Annotated in this window: 16 protein-coding genes; 8 read left to right on the top strand and 8 right to left on the bottom strand. The window is 66.6% G+C overall.

The genetic code is table 11. The features are described 5' to 3' along the window. The 3 genes from ACV4UZ_RS12900 to ACV4UZ_RS12890 are packed head-to-tail and all read left to right on the top strand — an operon-like array spanning position 1 to position 2,523. Positions 1-1,077 carry an AI-2E family transporter gene (locus ACV4UZ_RS12900; RefSeq protein ID WP_491601334.1) on the top strand — a complete coding sequence of 359 codons (1,077 nt, stop codon included), beginning with the start codon at positions 1-3 and terminating at the stop codon, positions 1,075-1,077. Beyond that, positions 1,074-1,769, top strand: a complete 696-nt coding sequence (locus tag ACV4UZ_RS12895) for an HdaA/DnaA family protein (RefSeq protein WP_491601221.1) — start codon at positions 1,074-1,076, stop codon at positions 1,767-1,769. Before ACV4UZ_RS12900 ends, ACV4UZ_RS12895 begins: the two co-directional genes overlap by 4 nt. Beyond that, positions 1,744-2,523 (top strand): SDR family oxidoreductase, encoded by a 780-nt coding sequence (locus ACV4UZ_RS12890; RefSeq protein ID WP_491601220.1) that lies wholly within the window; start codon positions 1,744-1,746, stop codon positions 2,521-2,523. Before ACV4UZ_RS12895 ends, ACV4UZ_RS12890 begins: the two co-directional genes overlap by 26 nt. On the opposite strand, the gene ACV4UZ_RS12885 is transcribed toward ACV4UZ_RS12890, so the two are convergent. Beyond that, positions 2,520-4,706 carry a tetratricopeptide repeat protein gene (locus tag ACV4UZ_RS12885; RefSeq protein WP_491601219.1) on the bottom strand — a complete coding sequence of 729 codons (2,187 nt, stop codon included), beginning with the start codon at positions 4,704-4,706 and terminating at the stop codon, positions 2,520-2,522. The genes ACV4UZ_RS12890 and ACV4UZ_RS12885 overlap by 4 nt on opposite strands. Before the next feature lie 38 nt (positions 4,707-4,744). Then, entirely contained in the window at positions 4,745-5,290 is a 546-nt protein-coding gene (locus tag ACV4UZ_RS12880) for a SixA phosphatase family protein (protein ID WP_491601218.1), read from the bottom strand. A gap of 89 nt (positions 5,291-5,379) precedes the next feature. Between ACV4UZ_RS12880 and ACV4UZ_RS12875 the strand changes: the two genes are divergently transcribed. From ACV4UZ_RS12875 to ACV4UZ_RS12865, 3 genes are all read left to right on the top strand, one after another. Next, on the top strand, positions 5,380-7,518 hold the full coding sequence (locus tag ACV4UZ_RS12875; RefSeq protein ID WP_491601217.1) for an RNA degradosome polyphosphate kinase: 2,139 nt from the start codon (positions 5,380-5,382) through the stop codon (positions 7,516-7,518). Between the two features lie 6 nt (positions 7,519-7,524). Continuing rightward, complete coding sequence (locus ACV4UZ_RS12870; RefSeq protein WP_491601216.1) at positions 7,525-9,009, top strand: Ppx/GppA family phosphatase; 1,485 nt, start codon at positions 7,525-7,527, stop codon at positions 9,007-9,009. A 127-nt stretch (positions 9,010-9,136) separates the two neighbouring features. Then, positions 9,137-9,592, top strand: coding sequence for a YaiI/YqxD family protein (locus ACV4UZ_RS12865; protein WP_491601215.1), 456 nt, complete (start codon positions 9,137-9,139; stop codon positions 9,590-9,592). 5 nt (positions 9,593-9,597) lie between these two features. Here ACV4UZ_RS12865 and ACV4UZ_RS12860 read toward each other — a convergent pair whose 3' ends face one another. The 4 genes from ACV4UZ_RS12860 to ACV4UZ_RS12845 all read right to left on the bottom strand — a co-directional run bounded on the left by ACV4UZ_RS12860 (position 9,598) and on the right by ACV4UZ_RS12845 (position 12,797). Next, a complete protein-coding gene (locus tag ACV4UZ_RS12860) occupies positions 9,598-10,191 on the bottom strand; it encodes a hypothetical protein (RefSeq protein ID WP_491601214.1) in 594 nt (197 codons plus the stop codon). Positions 10,192-10,328: 137 nt separating this feature from the next. Continuing rightward, positions 10,329-10,949 carry a YkgJ family cysteine cluster protein gene (locus ACV4UZ_RS12855; protein WP_491601213.1) on the bottom strand — a complete coding sequence of 207 codons (621 nt, stop codon included), beginning with the start codon at positions 10,947-10,949 and terminating at the stop codon, positions 10,329-10,331. A gap of 1 nt (position 10,950) precedes the next feature. Further along, positions 10,951-12,144, bottom strand: coding sequence for a ribonuclease D (gene rnd, locus ACV4UZ_RS12850; RefSeq protein ID WP_491601212.1), 1,194 nt, complete (start codon positions 12,142-12,144; stop codon positions 10,951-10,953). 47 nt (positions 12,145-12,191) lie between these two features. Beyond that, positions 12,192-12,797 carry a hypothetical protein gene (locus ACV4UZ_RS12845; RefSeq protein ID WP_491601211.1) on the bottom strand — a complete coding sequence of 202 codons (606 nt, stop codon included), beginning with the start codon at positions 12,795-12,797 and terminating at the stop codon, positions 12,192-12,194. A 183-nt stretch (positions 12,798-12,980) separates the two neighbouring features. On the opposite strand from ACV4UZ_RS12845, the gene aspS reads away from it, so the two are divergent. Both aspS and ACV4UZ_RS12835 read left to right on the top strand, forming a co-directional pair. Beyond that, a complete protein-coding gene (gene aspS, locus ACV4UZ_RS12840; protein ID WP_491601210.1) occupies positions 12,981-14,777 on the top strand; it encodes an aspartate--tRNA ligase in 1,797 nt (598 codons plus the stop codon). 406 nt (positions 14,778-15,183) lie between these two features. Next, positions 15,184-15,867 (top strand): hypothetical protein, encoded by a 684-nt coding sequence (locus ACV4UZ_RS12835; RefSeq protein WP_491601209.1) that lies wholly within the window; start codon positions 15,184-15,186, stop codon positions 15,865-15,867. 162 nt (positions 15,868-16,029) lie between these two features. Here the strand turns inward: ACV4UZ_RS12835 and ACV4UZ_RS12830 are convergent, their stop codons facing one another. Then, positions 16,030-16,515, bottom strand: coding sequence for a hypothetical protein (locus tag ACV4UZ_RS12830; RefSeq protein ID WP_491601208.1), 486 nt, complete (start codon positions 16,513-16,515; stop codon positions 16,030-16,032). Continuing rightward, positions 16,512-16,772, bottom strand: a complete 261-nt coding sequence (locus ACV4UZ_RS12825; RefSeq protein WP_491601207.1) for a hypothetical protein — start codon at positions 16,770-16,772, stop codon at positions 16,512-16,514. The genes ACV4UZ_RS12830 and ACV4UZ_RS12825 overlap by 4 nt, the downstream gene beginning before the upstream one ends. Positions 16,773-16,800: the final 28 nt, after the last annotated feature.

Raw genomic sequence — 16,800 nt, 5'->3', positions numbered from 1 at the left:
ATGAGTTCGGGTCAGCGGCTGCGTTTCTGGCTGGTGGGCGGCGCCGCCTTCCTGGTGCTGCTCTACATGCTGCGGGGCGTGATGCTGCCCTTCGTGGCCGGCATGGCGGTGGCCTATTTCCTCGATCCCCTGGCCGACCGCATGGAGCGGGCCGGGCTGTCGCGCACCCTGGCCACGGCGATCATCTGCCTGGTGTTCTTCGGGCTGATGGGAATGGGCCTCACCCTGCTGGCCCCGGTGATCCAGAGCCAGGTGGTCACCTTCGTCCAGAAGGTTCCCACCTATGCCCAGGCCCTGCATCATCGCGCCATGCCGCTGCTGGAGGAGGTCTATCTCCACCTGTCGCCCGAGGATCTGGACAAGCTGCGCGCCTCGGCCGGGGCCTATGCCGGCACGGCGGTGGAATGGGGCCTGGGCGTGGTGAAGGGCGTGCTGTCGGGCGGCATCGCCGCCATGAGCATCCTGTCGCTGCTGTTCATCACCCCGGTGGTGACCTTCTACCTGCTGCGCGACTGGGATCACATGATCGCCAAGGTCGATCATTGGCTGCCCCGTCACCACGCCGAGACCATCCGCCACGAACTGCGCGAGATCGACCGCACCATCGCCGGCTTCGTGCGCGGCCAGGCCATGGTGTGCATGATTTTGGCGGTATTCTACGGCGTCGGGCTGACGCTCACCGGCCTCGACCTCGGGCTGATGATCGGGCTGGGCACCGGGCTGGGAGCCTTCGTTCCCTATGTGGGCATGCTGATCGGCCTGATCGCCAGCGTCGGCCTCGCCCTGGCCCAGGGGGGCGAGTGGCACCTGCTGGCCGGGGTCGGCGTGGTGTTCCTGATCGGCAACGTCCTGGAAGGCAACTTCCTGACCCCCAAGCTGGTGGGCGACCGGGTGGGGCTGCATCCGGTGTGGATCATCTTCTCGCTGCTGGCCGGCGGCGCCCTGTTCGGCTTCGTCGGCATCCTGCTGGCGGTGCCCGCCGCCTCGGTGATCGGCGTGCTGGTCCGCTTCGCCCTGCAGAACTACATGCGTAGTTCGCTCTATGACGGCGTCGAGGACGATTACAGCAAGTCATGAGCGACGCCCAGCTTCCCCTGGCGTTCGGGCATGTGCCCTCGCTGGCCGCCGAGGACTTCCTGGTGGCCTCCTGCAACGCCGAGGCCCATGCCTGGGTGACCTCCCCCGGGTGCTGGCCCGGCCCCGCCGGCATTCTGGCCGGGCCGCCCGGCAGCGGCAAGACCCATCTGGCCCATCTCTTCGCCCATGACGGTGGCGGCAGGCTGGTTTCGGCCGCCGATCTGACGGCCGAGGCGACGCGTCCCCTGCTGGACTCGGTGCCGGTGCTGGCGGTGGAGGATTGCGACCGGTGTCTCCGGGACGAGGTGGCGCTGTTCCACCTGATCAACCAGGGCCGCGAGCTGGGCCGCCGTCTGCTGCTCACCGCCCGCACTCCCCCCGCCGCCTGGGGGGTGGGGCTGCCCGACCTGCGCTCGCGTCTGCTGGCCATGCCGGTGGCGGCCATCGGGGCGCCCGACGATTCCCTGCTCGCCGCCCTGCTGGTCAAGCTGTTCGATGATCGCCAGTTGCGCATCGGCGAGGATGTGGTTCACTTCCTGGTGGGCCGCATGGAGCGCAGCTTCGCCGCCTGCGCCCGCGTGGTGGAGCGCCTGGACCGCGCCGCCCTGGCCGGACGGCGCGCCGTCACCGTGCCGCTGGCCCGGCGCATTCTGGAGGGTGAGGATCATGGATCTGGGACTGAAGGGCCGTAGCGCCATCGTCTGCGGCGCATCGCGTGGCCTGGGCCGCGCCTGCGCCGAATCCCTGGCCCGCGAGGGCGCGAACGTGGTGATGGCGGCGCGCCGCCCCGACGTGCTGGAGCAGGCCGCCAAGGAGATCCGCGCCCGGACCGGGGCGGCCGTCAAGACGGTGCCGGTGGACGTCACCACGCCCGAGGGGCGGGCCGTGCTGCTGTCCATCCTGCCCGATCCCGACATCCTGGTGACCAATGCCGGCGGTCCGCCGCCGGGCGATTTCCGCGACTGGGACCGCGCCCAGTGGATCAAGGCGCTGGACGCCAACATGCTGACCCCCATCGAGCTGATCAAGGCGACGGTGGATGCCATGATCGCGCGGAAGTTCGGCCGCATCGTCAACATCACCTCGGCGGCGGTGAAGGCGCCCATCGACATCCTGGGCCTGTCCAACGGGGCGAGGGCGGGGCTGACCGGCTTCGTCGCCGGTCTGGCGCGCCAGACCGTGCGCCACAACGTCACCATCAACAACCTGCTGCCCGGCCCCTTCGACACCGACCGCCTGCGGGTCACCATGGAGGGGCAGGCGGCCAAGCGCGGCCTTTCCGTGGACCAACTGCTGGACGAGCGGCGCCAGGCCAATCCCTCCGGGCGCTTCGGCGATCCGGCCGAGTTCGGCGACGCCTGCGCCTTCCTGTGCTCGGCCCGGGCCGGCTACATCACCGGCCAGAACCTGCTGATCGACGGCGGCGCCTTTCCGGGGACGCTTTAGGAACGGCGCACCGCCGATTTCAGGAATTCGGCCAGGCCTTGAATCGGGCCGGGGGCGTTGAAAACCAGATGGTGGCTGGCGATCATCCTTTCGGAGATTTCCTTCCGATAGGCGGGGTCGGTCGCCAGACGGGCCGCGAGGTTCACATAGGTGTCGTCGTCCCCGGCGACGAGTTCATCCAGGCCGCCGCTGCGCAGGATGCCGGCCGAGACATTGCCGCGCAGGAGTTTCCCCACCCCGGCCACCACCGGTGTGCCGCAGGCCACGGCTTCGAAGGTCGTATAGCCGCCCGACCAGTCCATGCTGTCCAGCGACAGATCGGCGCTCTTCATCAGGCCAAGGAACTGCGCCGAATTGACCGATGGCAGGATGCGGATGTGCTGGCTGGAATCCAGGCCGTATTCGGCGAAAGACCGCTCCATCCGCTTGCGGAAAACGTCCGTGAAGATGCCGAACTTGTCGATGAAGTCGATGGTGCAAGGCCCCACCGCCTTGACGATCCGTGGGAAGAGATGGTCTCGGCGGGGCAGCATCTTGTAGAGGCTTTGGGCGCAGAACAGGCGCGGTCCCTTGCGATCCGGCTCGGGCTCCGGGGGAATGGCCTCGTCGGTCTTGGGGGCGTCCATGCTGAAGCCGGTCAGGGGCAGGCGAACAAGCTTTTCCGTGTAATGATCCTCCGCACCATCGGGTTCCGTCAGTTCGCCGCTCAGGAAGTAGTCCATGCTCGGCATGCCGGTGGTGACCGGATGCGCGGTGGAAGCGCACTGGACCGGCGCCAGCCGAAGCATGGCCAGCCGGTCGATGACGGGATTCAGCCCGATATCGGGATAGATCAGCACGTCCAGTTCCGCTTCGGTAATCATTCGGATGATTTCGGGGGAAGGAGCGTGGGCATCCACGAAATGCTCGACCTGGGTTGAAAGCATCGTCGTCGCCTGGTCCCAGGTCGCGCCGGTATGGAAGGCGAAGACTTCGAACTCGTCCCGGTTGAGGCCGGTGATCCAAGAGGCCGTCAGTCGCCACACCACATGGAAGGAATAGCTGTGCGAGACGAAACCGACACGGATTCTCGGCCGGGCCGGGCGGGGCGGGACCGGGGTGGAGAAGCCGTGGAAGGCCTGGGCCACCTTGGTCTGGGCGCCGCGCAGCAAGGCCATGAGATCGCGGTCGTTCTCGGCCTGGTAGGCCAGATAGAAAGTGTCCAGCTCCAGGATTCCCGCGTGGGCCGGCAACTCGGCGGCCGGCAGGGCGTGGATTTCATCGGCGACCGCCTGCAACTTCTCGGTGAAGCGCTGGCGCCATCGGATGACCTGCTCTTCACTCTCGTACTGATTCGGCAGGATCAGGGCATTCCACCAGCGCGCCTCGATGCTGTCTCCCTTTTCCAGGAAGGTGGTGGCTTCGAGCGTGCGCCCCTGACGGGCCAGGAGCTTGCCGAGGTTGAGATTGACTTCGGCGGCGCCGGGGAAGCGCTTGAGGAGGTCGCGGTATTGCCGTTCCGCTTCGTCGAGCCGGTCGAGGACGCGCAGGGCGATGGCCCGGTTGTTGGCGGCGACGGGGTCGGCGGGGTTGAGGGCGAGCAGGCGCTCGAAGCAGTCCAGCGCCTCCTGGCCCTGGCCGCAGGCGTAATGCAGCAGGCCGAGATCGTTGATGGCGGCGGCGAAATTGGGTTGGGCCACCAACACCGCCTTGAACGCGTTCATGGCGCCTTCCGCGTCGCCGGTGTCCCGGAGCGCCCGGCCGAGCAGGTGGCGGCTCGGCACCCGCCCGGGTTCGCGCGCCAGAAGGTCCTGGAGGAGGGGGAGCGCCTCGGCGGCGCGGCCGGTCTCGAGCAGCAGCCGTGCCAGGTTGTCGGTGGCGTCGCCGAGGCCGGGGGCCAGGGCCAGGGCGCGCCGGAACGCCTTTTCCGCATGGCCCTTGTGGCCGCTGGCCGCCTGGGCCGAGCCCAGGGCGTTCAGCGCCATGGGATTGTCGCCGTGCTTGCGGACCAGACGGTTCAGCACCTCGGCGGCCTCCGCCGGCTTGCCGCCCGACAGCAGGGCGATGCCGAGATAGTATTGGGGCTCGGGGGCGTTGGGAGTCCGGGCGCAAAGGGTCCGGAACTGGCGGGCCGCCTCGTCCCAGCGGCCCTGCTGCAGGGCGCCCATGCCCTGGCGGAAGATCAACTGAAGGTCTGCGGACATGGAACGGAAGCCCTGCTGCCGGGAAAACGCGGAGATGGTTATAGAGCCGTTTCCCCGGCGGGAGAAGCCGTCTCCAGGTCCTTGGGGCGGATGAACGACAGCAGCCGTCCGCGCCCGGCCTCCAACTCGCCCCAATGGCCGATGTCGAGCCCGATGACGGCCAGGGCGCCGGTGGGGAACTTGGCGGCCAGTTCGGCCAGCAGCGCCGGGTCGCCGTGATGATCGGCCAGGGCTTCGGCCAGACGGCCGATGCCGGGGTTGTGGCCGACCAGCAGCACCGAATCCATGTGCTCGTCCATCCGGCGCAGGCGGTCGAGCAGCCTGGACTTGCCCGCCTCGTACAATTCCGCCTCGATGGCCACCGGCACGCCCTCCAGGTGGGGTTCGATCAGTTCCCAGGTGGCCACCGTGCGCGCCGCCGCCGAAACCAGGGCGATTCCCGGGCGAATTCCCCGCTCCGCCATGTGGCGGCCCATGCGCCGGGCGTCTTTGCGGCCCCGTCCGTTCAGGGGGCGGTCGAAATCCTCGGCCGCCGGATCGTCCCAGCTGGATTTGGCGTGGCGCAGCAGAAAGAGTTTTCTCATATCCGTAACCGCCTCGGTCATGACAGGACTTCGATCAGGATATATAAATGAACGGGGGCGCACCACGCCTCGTCCAATGGAGAACCGCCGTGACTCATGCGCAGGCCGTCGACATCCCGGTTATTGACATGGAATCCAAGGAACGCTTCATCAATCGGGAGTTGTCGTGGCTGGCCTTCAACGGCCGGGTGATCGAGGAGGCGTTCAATCCCCATCATCCGTTGCTGGAGCGGCTGCGCTTCCTGTCCATCTCGGCCGCCAACCTGGACGAGTTCTACATGGTGCGGGTCGCCGGCCTGAAAGGTCAGGTGGACGCGGGCGTGATGACCACCAGCCAGGACGGCCTGACACCGGCCCAGCAATTGGCGGCCATCAATTCCGAGGCGGCCCGGCTGCTGGACGCCCAGAAGAAGTGCTGGCGCGAGCTGAAGGTGGAATTGCGACAGGCGGGCATCGCCGTCATCGACCGGTCCGAGCTGTCCAAGGCCGACATGAAGTGGCTGGAAGGCCGCTTCATGGAGCATGTCTTCCCGGTGCTGACGCCGCTGGCCATCGATCCCGCCCATCCTTTCCCCTTCCTGCCCAACGGCGGCATGGCTCTGGTGCTGCACCTCTACAAGCTGGACGACGGCGAGGTGCTGCGCGCCCTGCTGCCGCTGCCCAGCCAGATCGAGCGCTTCACCCGCCTGCCCGGCGATGGCATCCGCTTCCTGCCGCTGGAAGAGTTCGTCCTGCTGTTCCTCGACCAGCTGTTCCCCGGCTTCCGCATGGAATCCTTCGGCCATTTCCGGGTGATCCGCGATACCGAGATGGATATCGACGAAGAGGCCGAGGATCTGGTCCGCGTGTTCGAGTCGGCGTTGAAGCGCCGCCGGCGCGGCCATGTCATCCGCCTGTCGTTCAGCGCCGGCATCTCCCAGGACCTCAAGGACCTGGCCACCGCCGAGATGCACGCCGACCAGGAGGACGTATTCGAGATCGACGGCCTGCTGGGGCTGGTGGACACCAAGCGCCTGATCGTCGACGAGCGCCCCGACCTGCTGTTCCCGCCCTACCACGCCCGCTTCCCGGAACGCATCCGCGATTTCGGCGGCGATTGCTTCGCCGCCATCCGCAAGAAGGACATCGTGGTCCACCACCCGTTCGAGAGCTTCGACGTGGTGGTGCAGTTCATCCGCCAGGCGGCGGCCGATCCGGCGGTGGTGGCCATCAAGCAGACGCTGTACCGCACCAGCGCCGATTCCCCCATCGTCAAGGCGCTGGTCGAGGCGGCCGAGGCCGGCAAGTCGGTCACCGCCATGGTGGAGCTGAAGGCCCGCTTCGACGAGGAGGCCAACATCCGCTGGGCCCGCGATCTGGAACGCGCCGGCGCCCAGGTGGTGTTCGGCTTCCTGGAGCTCAAGACCCACGCCAAGATTTCCCTGGTGGTGCGCCGCGAGGGCGGCACCCTGGTGTCCTACGTCCATTTCGGCACCGGCAACTACCACCCCATCACCGCCAAGGTCTATACCGACCTGTCGTTCTTCACCTGCGACCCGGCGCTGTGCCGGGACGCCGCCAAGACCTTCAACTACATGACCGGCTACGCCAAGCCCGACGGCATGGAAAGCCTGGCCATCGCGCCCATCTTCCTGCGCAAGAAGGTGCTGTCGCTGATCGAGGCGGAGATCGCCAACGTCAAGGAGGGCAAGCCCGGCGCCATCTGGGCCAAGATGAACTCGCTGGTCTGTCCCCAGCTGATCGACGCGCTGTACCGCGCCTCGCAGGCCGGCGTGAAGGTGGATCTGGTGATCCGGGGCATCTGCTGCCTCAGGCCGGGCGTGCCCGGCCTGTCCGAGAACATCCGGGTGAAAAGCATCGTCGGCCGCTTCCTCGAGCATTCCCGCGTCATCTGCTTCGGCAACGGCCACCGCCTGCCGTCGCGCCACGCCAAGATTTTCATTTCCTCGGCCGACTGGATGCCGCGCAACATGGACTGGCGGGTGGAATCCTTCGTGCCCATCGAGAATCCCACCGTGCACCGCCAGATTCTCGACCAGATCATGGTGGCCAACCTCAAGGATCAGGCCCAGACCTGGATTCTGCGTCCCGACGGCGTCTACGAGCGCTTCAAGGCCGAGGAGGGCGCGTTCAACGCCCACACCTACTTCATGACCAATCCCTCGCTGTCGGGACGCGGCAGCGCGGGCGAACGCGGGCGGAAGTCGAAACACCTGCAGCTTGCCTAGACGAAGATGAAGATCAAGCTCCGCCAGGAACCCATCGGCATCGTCGATATCGGGTCCAACTCCATCCGCCTGTGCGTCTACGACCTGGCGCAGCGGGTGCCGGTGCCGCTGTTCAATGAAAAGGCGGTGTGCGGCCTGGGCCAGGGGGTGGGCAGCTCCGGCCGCCTGTCGCCCGAGGGGGTGGAGGCCGCCCTGGTGGCGGTGGGGCGCTTCGTCACCCTGTGCCGGGCCATGGAGGTGGCGCGGCTCGACGTGCTGGCCACGGCCGCCGTGCGCGACGCCGCCGACGGCCCCGATTTCGTGCGCGAGATCGAGCGCCGCTTCGACGTGGAGGTCAAGGTGCTGTCCGGCGGGCAGGAGGCCAAGATGGCCGCCATGGGCGTGCTGTGCGGCACTCCCGACGCCAACGGCATCGTCGCCGATCTGGGGGGCGGCTCGCTGGAACTGGTGACCGTCCAGGACCAGAATTTCGGCCTGCACGTCACCATGCCGCTGGGATTGCTGCGCCTCACCGAGGCATCGGGCGACGACAAGGCCAAGGCCGCCGACATCGTCGACGGCCACCTGAAGAACATCCCCTGGCTGGGCGAGGGGCGGGGGCGCAACCTCTACGCCGTGGGCGGCGCCTGGCGGTCCATCGCGCGCATCTGCATCGCCCAGACCCAGCATCCGCTGACCGTGCTCGACAATTTCTCCCTCGACGCCCGCGAGGCGCTGTCCATCCTGGAACTGGTCTCCACCCAGAGCCGCAAGTCGCTGGAGAAGATTCCCGGCGTTTCCAAGAAGCGCACCAACGGCCTGCCCATGGCGGCGCTGATCCTGGCCCGGGTGATTCGCGCCATCGGCCCGTCGCGGCTGGTGTTCTCCATCTACGGCATGCGCGAAGGCCAGTTCCTCAAGCGGCTGCCCGACAAGCTGAAGCACGAGGACCCGCTGCTGTCGGTGTGCCGCCACATGGCCTTGCTGAACTCGCGCTTTCCCGAGCACGGCGACGAACTGCTGGCCTGGATGGCCCCGCTGTTCCCCAACGAGAGCACGCGGGAAAGCCAGCTGCGCCACGCCGCCTGTCTGGTGTCGGACATCTTCTGGAACGAGCATCCCGACTACCGCGCCGAGCAGGCCTTCCTGCGCATCCTGCGCCTGCCCTTCATGGGGGTCGGCCATCGTCACCGGGCCGCCATCGCCTTCGCGGTGTTCTGCCGCTACCAGGGCAACGAGGATTCGCCCGAGGTGGCGCGCTTCATCCAGCTGCTGGACGAAGGCGCCTTCCGCCGCGCCCGGGTGGTGGGCCTGGCGCTCCGCCTCGCCCATACCCTGTCGGGCGGCGCCCCCAACCTGCTGCGCCAGACCCGGCTGTTCGTCGAGGACAAGTACCTGATCCTGGAAGTTCCCGCCGATAACCCGGCCTTCACCTTCGAGGGCGACCGCTCCTTCGACCGGCTGGCCAGGGCCCTGGACTGCGAGGCCCTGATCTTCCGGCGGGTGAAGTGAGTTCGCGGGGTGTCATCCCGAGCGAAGTCGAGGGATCTTCGCCTGGCAGGACGGTGCCATTTCTGAAACGTCGCGCCGGAACGAGATTCCTCCTCCCCATGGTCGTCGGAATGACAGGCTCAATGCCATGACCCATATCTACATCGACGGAGACGCCTGTCCGGTGAAGGACGAGGTGTTCAAGGTGGCGGGGCGCTACGGCCTGGCCGTCACCGTGGTGGGCAACGCCTGGCTGCGGCTGCCCCAGGACCCGCTGATCACCATGATCGTGGTGCCCGAAGGCCCCGACGCCGCCGACGACCGCATCGCCGAGCTGATCGAGGCGGGCGACGTCTGCGTCACCAACGACATTCCCCTGGGCTCGCGCTGCCTGATCAAGCGGGCCCTGGTGCTGCGTCCCAACGGCAAGCCCATGACCGAGAATTCCATCGGCGACGCCCTGGCGACGCGCGACCTGATGAACACGCTGCGCGAGATCGGCACCATGACCGGCGGTCCCGCTCCGTTCACGAAGCAGGACCGCTCGCGCTTTCTCTCCGCGCTCGACACCATGGTGCATCAGGCGCGGCGGATCTCCGTCTGATCCGGCTACTTCACCTCGATCACGCTGATGCTGAAGTGGTTGACGCAGGGAGTCTGCGGCGTGAACACCACTTCCACCGGCAGGACCCGGCCTTCCGCCTTGCAGGTCTGGATGGTGGCGCCGGTCAGGGAGACATGGGTGCCCTGCATGTTGGGGCCGCCCATCCACCAGTTGTTGTTGGCGCCGAAATGCCCCTGGCCGACCAGCACGTCCTGGCAGGTGATCTTCTTGTCGCCCACCGTCATCTTCAGCGTGCCCTTGACGGCGAAGTTCAGCTTGTCGGGAAAGGTGCCCTTGCTGTCGCAGACCAGGGTCTGGCCGCTGCCCACCTGGGCCTTGAACCAGTCGGCCACCTGCGTGGTGCCGTGGCGGCCGGCCTTGACCACGATCTGGGCCTCGGCGCCGGGCTTGCTGACCTTGGAGCTGGTCCCGCCATAGGGCTGGCCGCTGGAGACGGAATGGGCGGTTTCGGTGAAGTCGAACTGGGTCACCCCGGCGATGGCGAAGAACACGTCGTTGTCGTGCTGGGTGGTGGCCTGGGACGGCAGGGTGGCGGCCATCAGGATGGCGGAGCCGAGCAGAGCTTTCTTGAACATCATGTTTCGAGCCTCCATGCGAAATCGATCTGCATAATCGATAGCGATTTCCATCGTATTACCTACGAATACGAGCGCACAGACTCAACATGTGACTTTTTAGAGTTTTATTTTAGACAAATATATCTTTTACGTGTGGGTTAGCCGGGCAGCGCGGCGACCGCCAGGGCGAGATTCATCGCCTCGGTCGGACGCTTATCCTGCAGGAGAGCCTCCAGCAGCCCCATCTGGCCATGAGCCCAGACGCCCTGTTGCGCCGCCAGCACGGGGGTGCGCACCGCCTCGCCCTGATAGGACCGGCGGCAGGCATCGGCATCGGCGGAGTTGTGGGCGCGGCAGGGGAGCGGCCGGGCGGCGTGGATGCCGCACAATCCGTCGTCTTCCAGCAGCGGACAGCGGATACGCGCCGCCCACCATTGCCGCTGGTCCAGGCCGGCGCCCTTGGCCGCCGCGTCGCGGGCGCGGGCGGCGATGGCGGCCCGCGCCTCGGGCGGCTTGGCGGCGATGGCTTCGGCCACCAGGTCCAGCTCGGCCGCCGAGATGGCGACGATCTGGTGGCAGCACCAGGCGCAGCCGGCGGCGCAGGCCTGGCCCTTCAATTGCTCGTCCAGGTTCAGGGCCTGACGGACGCGGTCAAAAAAGGCATCGGTGGCGGCGATGGCGGCGCGGGCGGCCTCGGCCATGCCCTTGCCCTGGGTCAAGGCATCGGTCGCGGCCCGGGCGGCCTCGCGTCTGGCGTCGGAATAGCCGAGGCCGGCCAAGTCAGTCGGCCATCGCCGGTTCGGCGCAGGCGTCCACCGGTTCGATGGGCACGGTGCGCAGCCGGCGGCCATCGGTGCAGAAGCCCAGGCCCAGGCGGCCGTGCTTCAGCTTCAGCGCGTCCTCGCCGAACAGCTCCCGGCGCCAGCCGTGCAGGGCGGGAACGTCGGCATCGTCGTCGGCGGCGATGGCGTCGATGTCGGCGGAATTGGCGATCAGCTTGCCGGCCACTCCGTGCTCGTCGCACTTCATCTTCAGGAGCACCTTCAAGAGCTCCACCACCGGGCCGAGACCCTTGGGCACCTCCACCCGGTCGCCGGGCTTGGGGCATTCGGATTCGGGCAGCGACATGCCGCGCTTGACGGCGTCGAGGATGGCCAGGCCCATCTTGCCCTCCACCAGGCCCTTGCCGATGCCGCGCGTGCGGCCCAGCTCGGCGGTGTCGGTGGGATGGTGGGCGGCGATCTCGGTCAGGGTCTCGTCACGCAGGATGCGCTGGCGGGGCAGGTCGCGTTCCTGCGCCTCGCGCTCGCGCCAGGCCGCCAGTTCCTTCAGGACGCCGAGGAAACGGGGCGAGGTGGAGCGGGGCTTCAGGCGCCGCCAGGCGTTCTCCGGGTCCACCCGGTAGGTGCCGGGCTCGGTGAGCAGGGCCATCTCCTCGGCCAGCCACTCGATGCGGCCGTTCCTCTCCAGCTTGCGCACCAGCTTCTCGTAAGCGACGCGCAGATGGGTGACGTCGGCCAGGGCGTACTGGATCTGCTTTTCCGACAGGGGCCGCATGGACCAGTCGGTGAAGCGCATGGATTTGTCGATGCGGGCCTTGGCCAATTGCGAGGCCAGGGTCTCGTAGCCCACCGCGTCGCCGAAGCCGCAGACCATGGCGGCGATCTGGGTGTCGAAGATGGGGGTGGGAATGGCGTCGGCCAGATGCAGGAATATCTCCACGTCCTGGCGGGCGGCGTGGAACACCTTCAGGACATTGGTGTCGGCCATCAGCTCGAACAGCGGCGCCAGGTCCATGCCCGGGGCCAGGGGGTCGATGGCGCGCGCCTCGTCGGGTCCGGCGACCTGCACCAGGCAAAGCTGCGGCCAGTACGTCTTCTCCCGCATGAATTCGGTGTCGACGGTGACGAACGGGGCGGATTTCAGTCGGCGGCAGAAAGCCGCAAGCGACTCGGTGTCGGAGATCATCGGCATGGCTGCCACAGATACACCCTGGCGGCCGTTCCGGCAAGCGGGCGGCTTCAGGCGGCGGCGTGTCCCGAGCGTTTGCGGTCCAGGGTCTCGCGGGTGGTACGGATCAGATCGCGCAATTCCTCGCGGCTCATGCCGGAAAGGGTGGTCTCGCGCAGGGGATTGGGCACCGGAACGCGGGCCGAGGGCGGCGAGCCGGGCCGCATGCCCCGCGACCGCCGGTCGGGGCCCACATAGCTGTCGGTGATCACGAAGCTGCGGCGCTTGCGGGTCAGCTCGGTGATGCGCTCGGCCACCTTCACCGGATCGACCGGCTTCTCCAGGATGGCGTCGGGGCCGCAATCGAGCAGGCGGGCCAGATGCTCGGTCTGGGCCAGCGAGGTCATCAACACCGTCACCGCGAAGGCGTTCTCGGTCCCCACTCCCCGGCGCATGTCGCGGACCAGGGCGCAGGCCGCTTCCGGATCGGAATCGGCGTCCACCACCAGGAGATCGATCATCCCGGGCTCGTCCAGGGGATCCGTCCGGTCCGAGACGTGCAGCGTCCGGCAGCCCAGCACCCCAAGGGTGCGGGCGACCACGTCGCGGCTGCGGGAATCGAGATTGCGCAGAAGGGCGCGCATACCGATGGCGTTGTGGGGGGCGTCGTGCGTCATGGCTCACCATCCTGGCAAGTTTCGACGACCTTCTGGCCGCCGGCTGCCCGTCCACGCTCCGGTCGGGCTGCAGGAACGAGTTTGCCGCCCTACTCGTAAATATTGGGTTATCCCGCCTTGACAAAATATGGCCCGGGATGCCTTCTTCCCGCTTTGAATTGGCGCATCGCGTACGAGGGTTTCATGCACGTCTATCGGTCACACACCTGCGGTCAGTTGAAGGCGGCGGATGCCGGCATCCAGGCGCGTCTGTCCGGCTGGGTCCATCGCAAGCGCGACCACGGCAATCTGCTGTTCGTCGATCTGCGCGACCATTACGGCCTGACCCAGTGCGTCATCGACGTGTCCAGCCCGGTCTTCGCCACCCTGGAAAAGGCCCGGCCCGAAAGCGTCATCACCGTCACCGGCAAGGTGGTCAAGCGCTCGGCCGAGACCGTCAATCCCCGCCTGCCCACCGGCGAGATCGAGCTGCAGGTGGCCGAGGTGCAGATCCAGTCCATCGCCGACGTGCTGCCCATCCAGGTGGCCGGCGACCAGGAATACCCCGAGGACATGCGCCTCAAGTACCGCTTCCTCGACCTGCGCCGCGACGACGTGCACGCCAACATGATGCTGCGCTCCAAGGTCATCGCCTATCTGCGCCAGGCCATGATCGGCCAGGGCTTCACCGAGTTCCAGACCCCGATCCTGACGGCCAGCAGCCCGGAAGGCGCCCGCGACTATCTGGTGCCGAGCCGCCTGCACCCCGGCAAGTTCTACGCCCTGCCCCAGGCGCCGCAGCAGTTCAAGCAGCTGCTCATGGTCGCCGGCTTCGACCGCTACTTCCAGATCGCGCCCTGCTTCCGTGACGAGGCCGGCCGCGCCGACCGTTCGCCGGGCGAGTTCTACCAGCTCGACTTCGAGATGAGCTACGTCACCCAGGACGACGTCTTCGCCGCCATCGAGCCGGTGCTGGAAGGCGTGTTCAAGGAATTCGGCAAGGGCCGCGCCGTGACCCCCGCGCCCTTCCCCCGCATCACCTATGCCGATGCCATGCTGAAATACGGCTCGGACAAGCCGGACCTGCGCAACCCCATCATCATCGCCGACGTCACCGAGCCCTTCCGTGGCTCGGGCTTCGGCCTGTTCGCCAAGCTGGTGGACAAGGGCAACGTGGTGCGCGCCATCCCGGCCCCCGGCGCCGCCGGCCAGCCGCGTTCGTGGTTCGACAAGCTCAACGACTGGGCGCGCGAGAACGGCGCCGGTGGCCTGGGCTACATCCAGTTCGCCGCCGATGGTCCGAAAGGGCCGATCGCCAAGAACCTGGAGCCCGCCCGGGTCGAGGCCATCAAGGAAGCCGCCAACCTCAAGGACGGTGACGCGGTGTTCTTCGCCTGCGACAAGGAACTGCCCGCCGCCAAGTTCGCCGGAAGCGTCCGCACCAAGATCGGCAACGAGCTGGACCTTCTGGAAAAGGACGTCTTCAAGTTCTGCTGGACCGTGGACTTCCCCATGTACGAGCTGAACGAGGAGACCGGGCAGGTGGAGTTCTCCCACAACCCGTTCTCCATGCCCCAGGGCGAGATGGACGCGCTCCTCAACCAGGACCCGCTGACCATCAAGGCCTACCAGTACGACATCGTCTGCAACGGCGTGGAACTGTCGTCGGGCGCCATCCGTAACCACCGCCCCGACATCATGTACAAGGCCTTCGAGATCGCCGGCTATTCCGCCGCCCACGTGGAAGAGCATTTCGGCGGCATGCTCAACGCCTTCAAGTTCGGCGCCCCCCCCCACGGCGGCTCGGCCCCCGGCGTCGATCGCATCGTCATGCTGCTGGCCGACCAGCCCAACATCCGCGAGATCATCCTGTTCCCCATGAACCAGCAGGCCCAGGACCTCCTGATGCAGGCCCCCGCCGAGGTCACCATGGAACGCCTGCGCGAGCTCCACCTCAAGGTGGACCTGCCCAAGCCGAAGAAAGAGGTCAAGGAGGGCTGAACACCCTCCGCCCCTGTCACCCTGAGGCGCCGCCGAAGGGTCTTTCAGGCGATAACATTTGCCGCCCCAGGGCGGAGTGGGGAAGGGGGCCTTTGCGGCCCCCTTTTTCATGGGCTCCGCCCATGCCCGCCAAAGGGCGCGGCCCTTTGGGAACCCGTTGGCTCGTCATGCCCGGACTTGATCCGGGCATCCACGTCTAGTCGTTGAGACCACTGTTTCATGAGGTGTTCAGGCGAAGCAGCGCGGATTGCTGGGACAAGCCCGGCCATGACGGAATAGGCTATCGTAGCCGTATTCTGGAAGTCCCTGTCCGTGTGTTGCTCGCCATGCTGGATGGCAATCCGAGGATCGTCGAGGAGACACACTGGTGTAGGGCTATCTAGAGGTCGTGATGGGGGACGATACAATGGTAGATCTTCACCATATTTTATTGCAGACCCAAGAGGTCGATGATGTGGAGACATTGCTGTTCTGTCGGGATCTCAGAGCAGTAATGACCTGCTTGCATCAGGGGATGCCCGTTATCGGGCCTTGGATGGAAGCCAGGGTAAAGCAGATGCTGCGCGATTGGCTGCCATCAGGATGGTGTATTTCTGGTCCCTCCCAGATATTTAGGCGTGGGCGTGAGGGCGTTCGCTCAAGAAGTTGGGATGTCGTTGTCCATAAATTTCCGGCAGTAGAGTGCGATCTGCCTCCTCCAGCTTCTGCTTATGACGGTTACCCCTTGTTGCCGGTTGAGCTAGTTGCCGCGGTGATTGATACAAAGACAAATTTTAATAACCCTAGCTCGTACGCTAGGCAGCCTATATTCAACTTGATGAATGACGCAACGGAGGGGCAGCTTGATTTTCTGGGGGATGAAGTTTTGAAGATAATTTTCGCAGCATCATCATTACGTAGTGCGGCCTCAATTTTTGAGTCAGGAAAGTCTGCCGGATTATTGTCAATTTCGTTGGGACGCTATCGTGCGGGCCCAGTTGCGGATGGCCTACAAAGGAAAACGGAATGGCGGCTGGAGCGGCTCAATGACGGCCGTTCTCCGCTTCAGGTTTTGAAGGCGGCGTTGATGGCGCGTGTCCAAGCTGCTTGAAGGGTATGTCTAAGAGCTGATTCGGTCCTAAATCTGGGCTTCCAAAGAGCCGCGCCCTTTGGCGGGTTTGGGCGGAGCCCAAGAGACTCCGAAGGAGTCCTTAAACTCCCCAATCAGCCGTGCGTGAAAGATCCTTCGCGGTGCTCAGGATGACAGCCTGGGTCAGGCGCTCATCTTCACCGGCGGCTGGGTTTGCCAGCTGAGTTTGGCCAGGGCGTTCTCGGCGATGCGGACCTGGTCGGCGTCGGGGTTGTACCGGCGTTCGAATTCGACGCGGGATTCCCAGCGGGCGAGCATGTCCTTGGGGTGGTCGGGGCGGGCCGGTTCGCCGGTCAGCGCGCCGATGGTCTCGTCGTAGCGGGGGTGGAGCTCGGTGGGGAAGCCGATCATCTGGAACTCGTCCCAGGACAGGGTACCCTCCATGTAAAGCTCGTGGGTGACGTCGGCGAATTCCCGGGGCGAGATGTTGCGCAGGTCGAAGCGCGGCTCGGGCGGGGCCGAGGGCGGCGGCAGGGCGAGCGGCGGTTCGGCGGGCTTTTCGGCGGCGGCCTGTTTCTCGACCGTATTGCCCAGACGCGGCTCCAGGCGCGGTGCCTCGGGCGGCGGGCGGTCGGAGAACAGGCGCAGCAGGGTCGATCCGATGTTCATGGCGTCTTGACGGCGGGTTGCAGGGTGGTGTGGCGGAAGGGTTCCAGTTCGGGGGCGGCCAGCAGCGAGTGGAACTGTTCGGCCGACAGGGTGCCTTCGGCGAACAGTTCGCCCACCAGGGCGGCCACTTCCCGGGCGTCGGGATGGGCGGGCGGCGCGGCGGGCGGCATCAGCGGCGACGCGCCCGTGACGAGGGACGAGACGTCGGGGGACCTGAGCAGGGTTTCCATCCAGTCGGGCGCAAATTCGAATGTCATTCGCCACCTCCTCCAAAAACCGCGATCC

The sequence above is a fragment of the Paramagnetospirillum sp. genome (assembly GCF_058402745.1).
This window is presented reverse-complemented; position numbering and strand designations above follow the sequence as displayed.

Coding starts and splice junctions, on each gene's coding strand:
- ACV4UZ_RS12835 (WP_491601209.1), top strand. CDS start 15,184: ATGGTAGATCTTCACCATATTTTATTGCAGACCCAAGAGGTCGATGAT.
- ACV4UZ_RS12890 (WP_491601220.1), top strand. CDS start 1,744: ATGGATCTGGGACTGAAGGGCCGTAGCGCCATCGTCTGCGGCGCATCG.
- ACV4UZ_RS12885 (WP_491601219.1), bottom strand. CDS start 4,706: ATGTCCGCAGACCTTCAGTTGATCTTCCGCCAGGGCATGGGCGCCCTG.
- ACV4UZ_RS12895 (WP_491601221.1), top strand. CDS start 1,074: ATGAGCGACGCCCAGCTTCCCCTGGCGTTCGGGCATGTGCCCTCGCTG.
- ACV4UZ_RS12830 (WP_491601208.1), bottom strand. CDS start 16,515: ATGAACATCGGATCGACCCTGCTGCGCCTGTTCTCCGACCGCCCGCCG.
- rnd (WP_491601212.1), bottom strand. CDS start 12,144: ATGCCGATGATCTCCGACACCGAGTCGCTTGCGGCTTTCTGCCGCCGA.
- ACV4UZ_RS12870 (WP_491601216.1), top strand. CDS start 7,525: ATGAAGATCAAGCTCCGCCAGGAACCCATCGGCATCGTCGATATCGGG.
- ACV4UZ_RS12860 (WP_491601214.1), bottom strand. CDS start 10,191: ATGATGTTCAAGAAAGCTCTGCTCGGCTCCGCCATCCTGATGGCCGCC.
- ACV4UZ_RS12880 (WP_491601218.1), bottom strand. CDS start 5,290: ATGAGAAAACTCTTTCTGCTGCGCCACGCCAAATCCAGCTGGGACGAT.
- ACV4UZ_RS12845 (WP_491601211.1), bottom strand. CDS start 12,797: ATGACGCACGACGCCCCCCACAACGCCATCGGTATGCGCGCCCTTCTG.
- aspS (WP_491601210.1), top strand. CDS start 12,981: ATGCACGTCTATCGGTCACACACCTGCGGTCAGTTGAAGGCGGCGGAT.
- ACV4UZ_RS12865 (WP_491601215.1), top strand. CDS start 9,137: ATGACCCATATCTACATCGACGGAGACGCCTGTCCGGTGAAGGACGAG.
- ACV4UZ_RS12900 (WP_491601334.1), top strand. CDS start 1: ATGAGTTCGGGTCAGCGGCTGCGTTTCTGGCTGGTGGGCGGCGCCGCC.
- ACV4UZ_RS12825 (WP_491601207.1), bottom strand. CDS start 16,772: ATGACATTCGAATTTGCGCCCGACTGGATGGAAACCCTGCTCAGGTCC.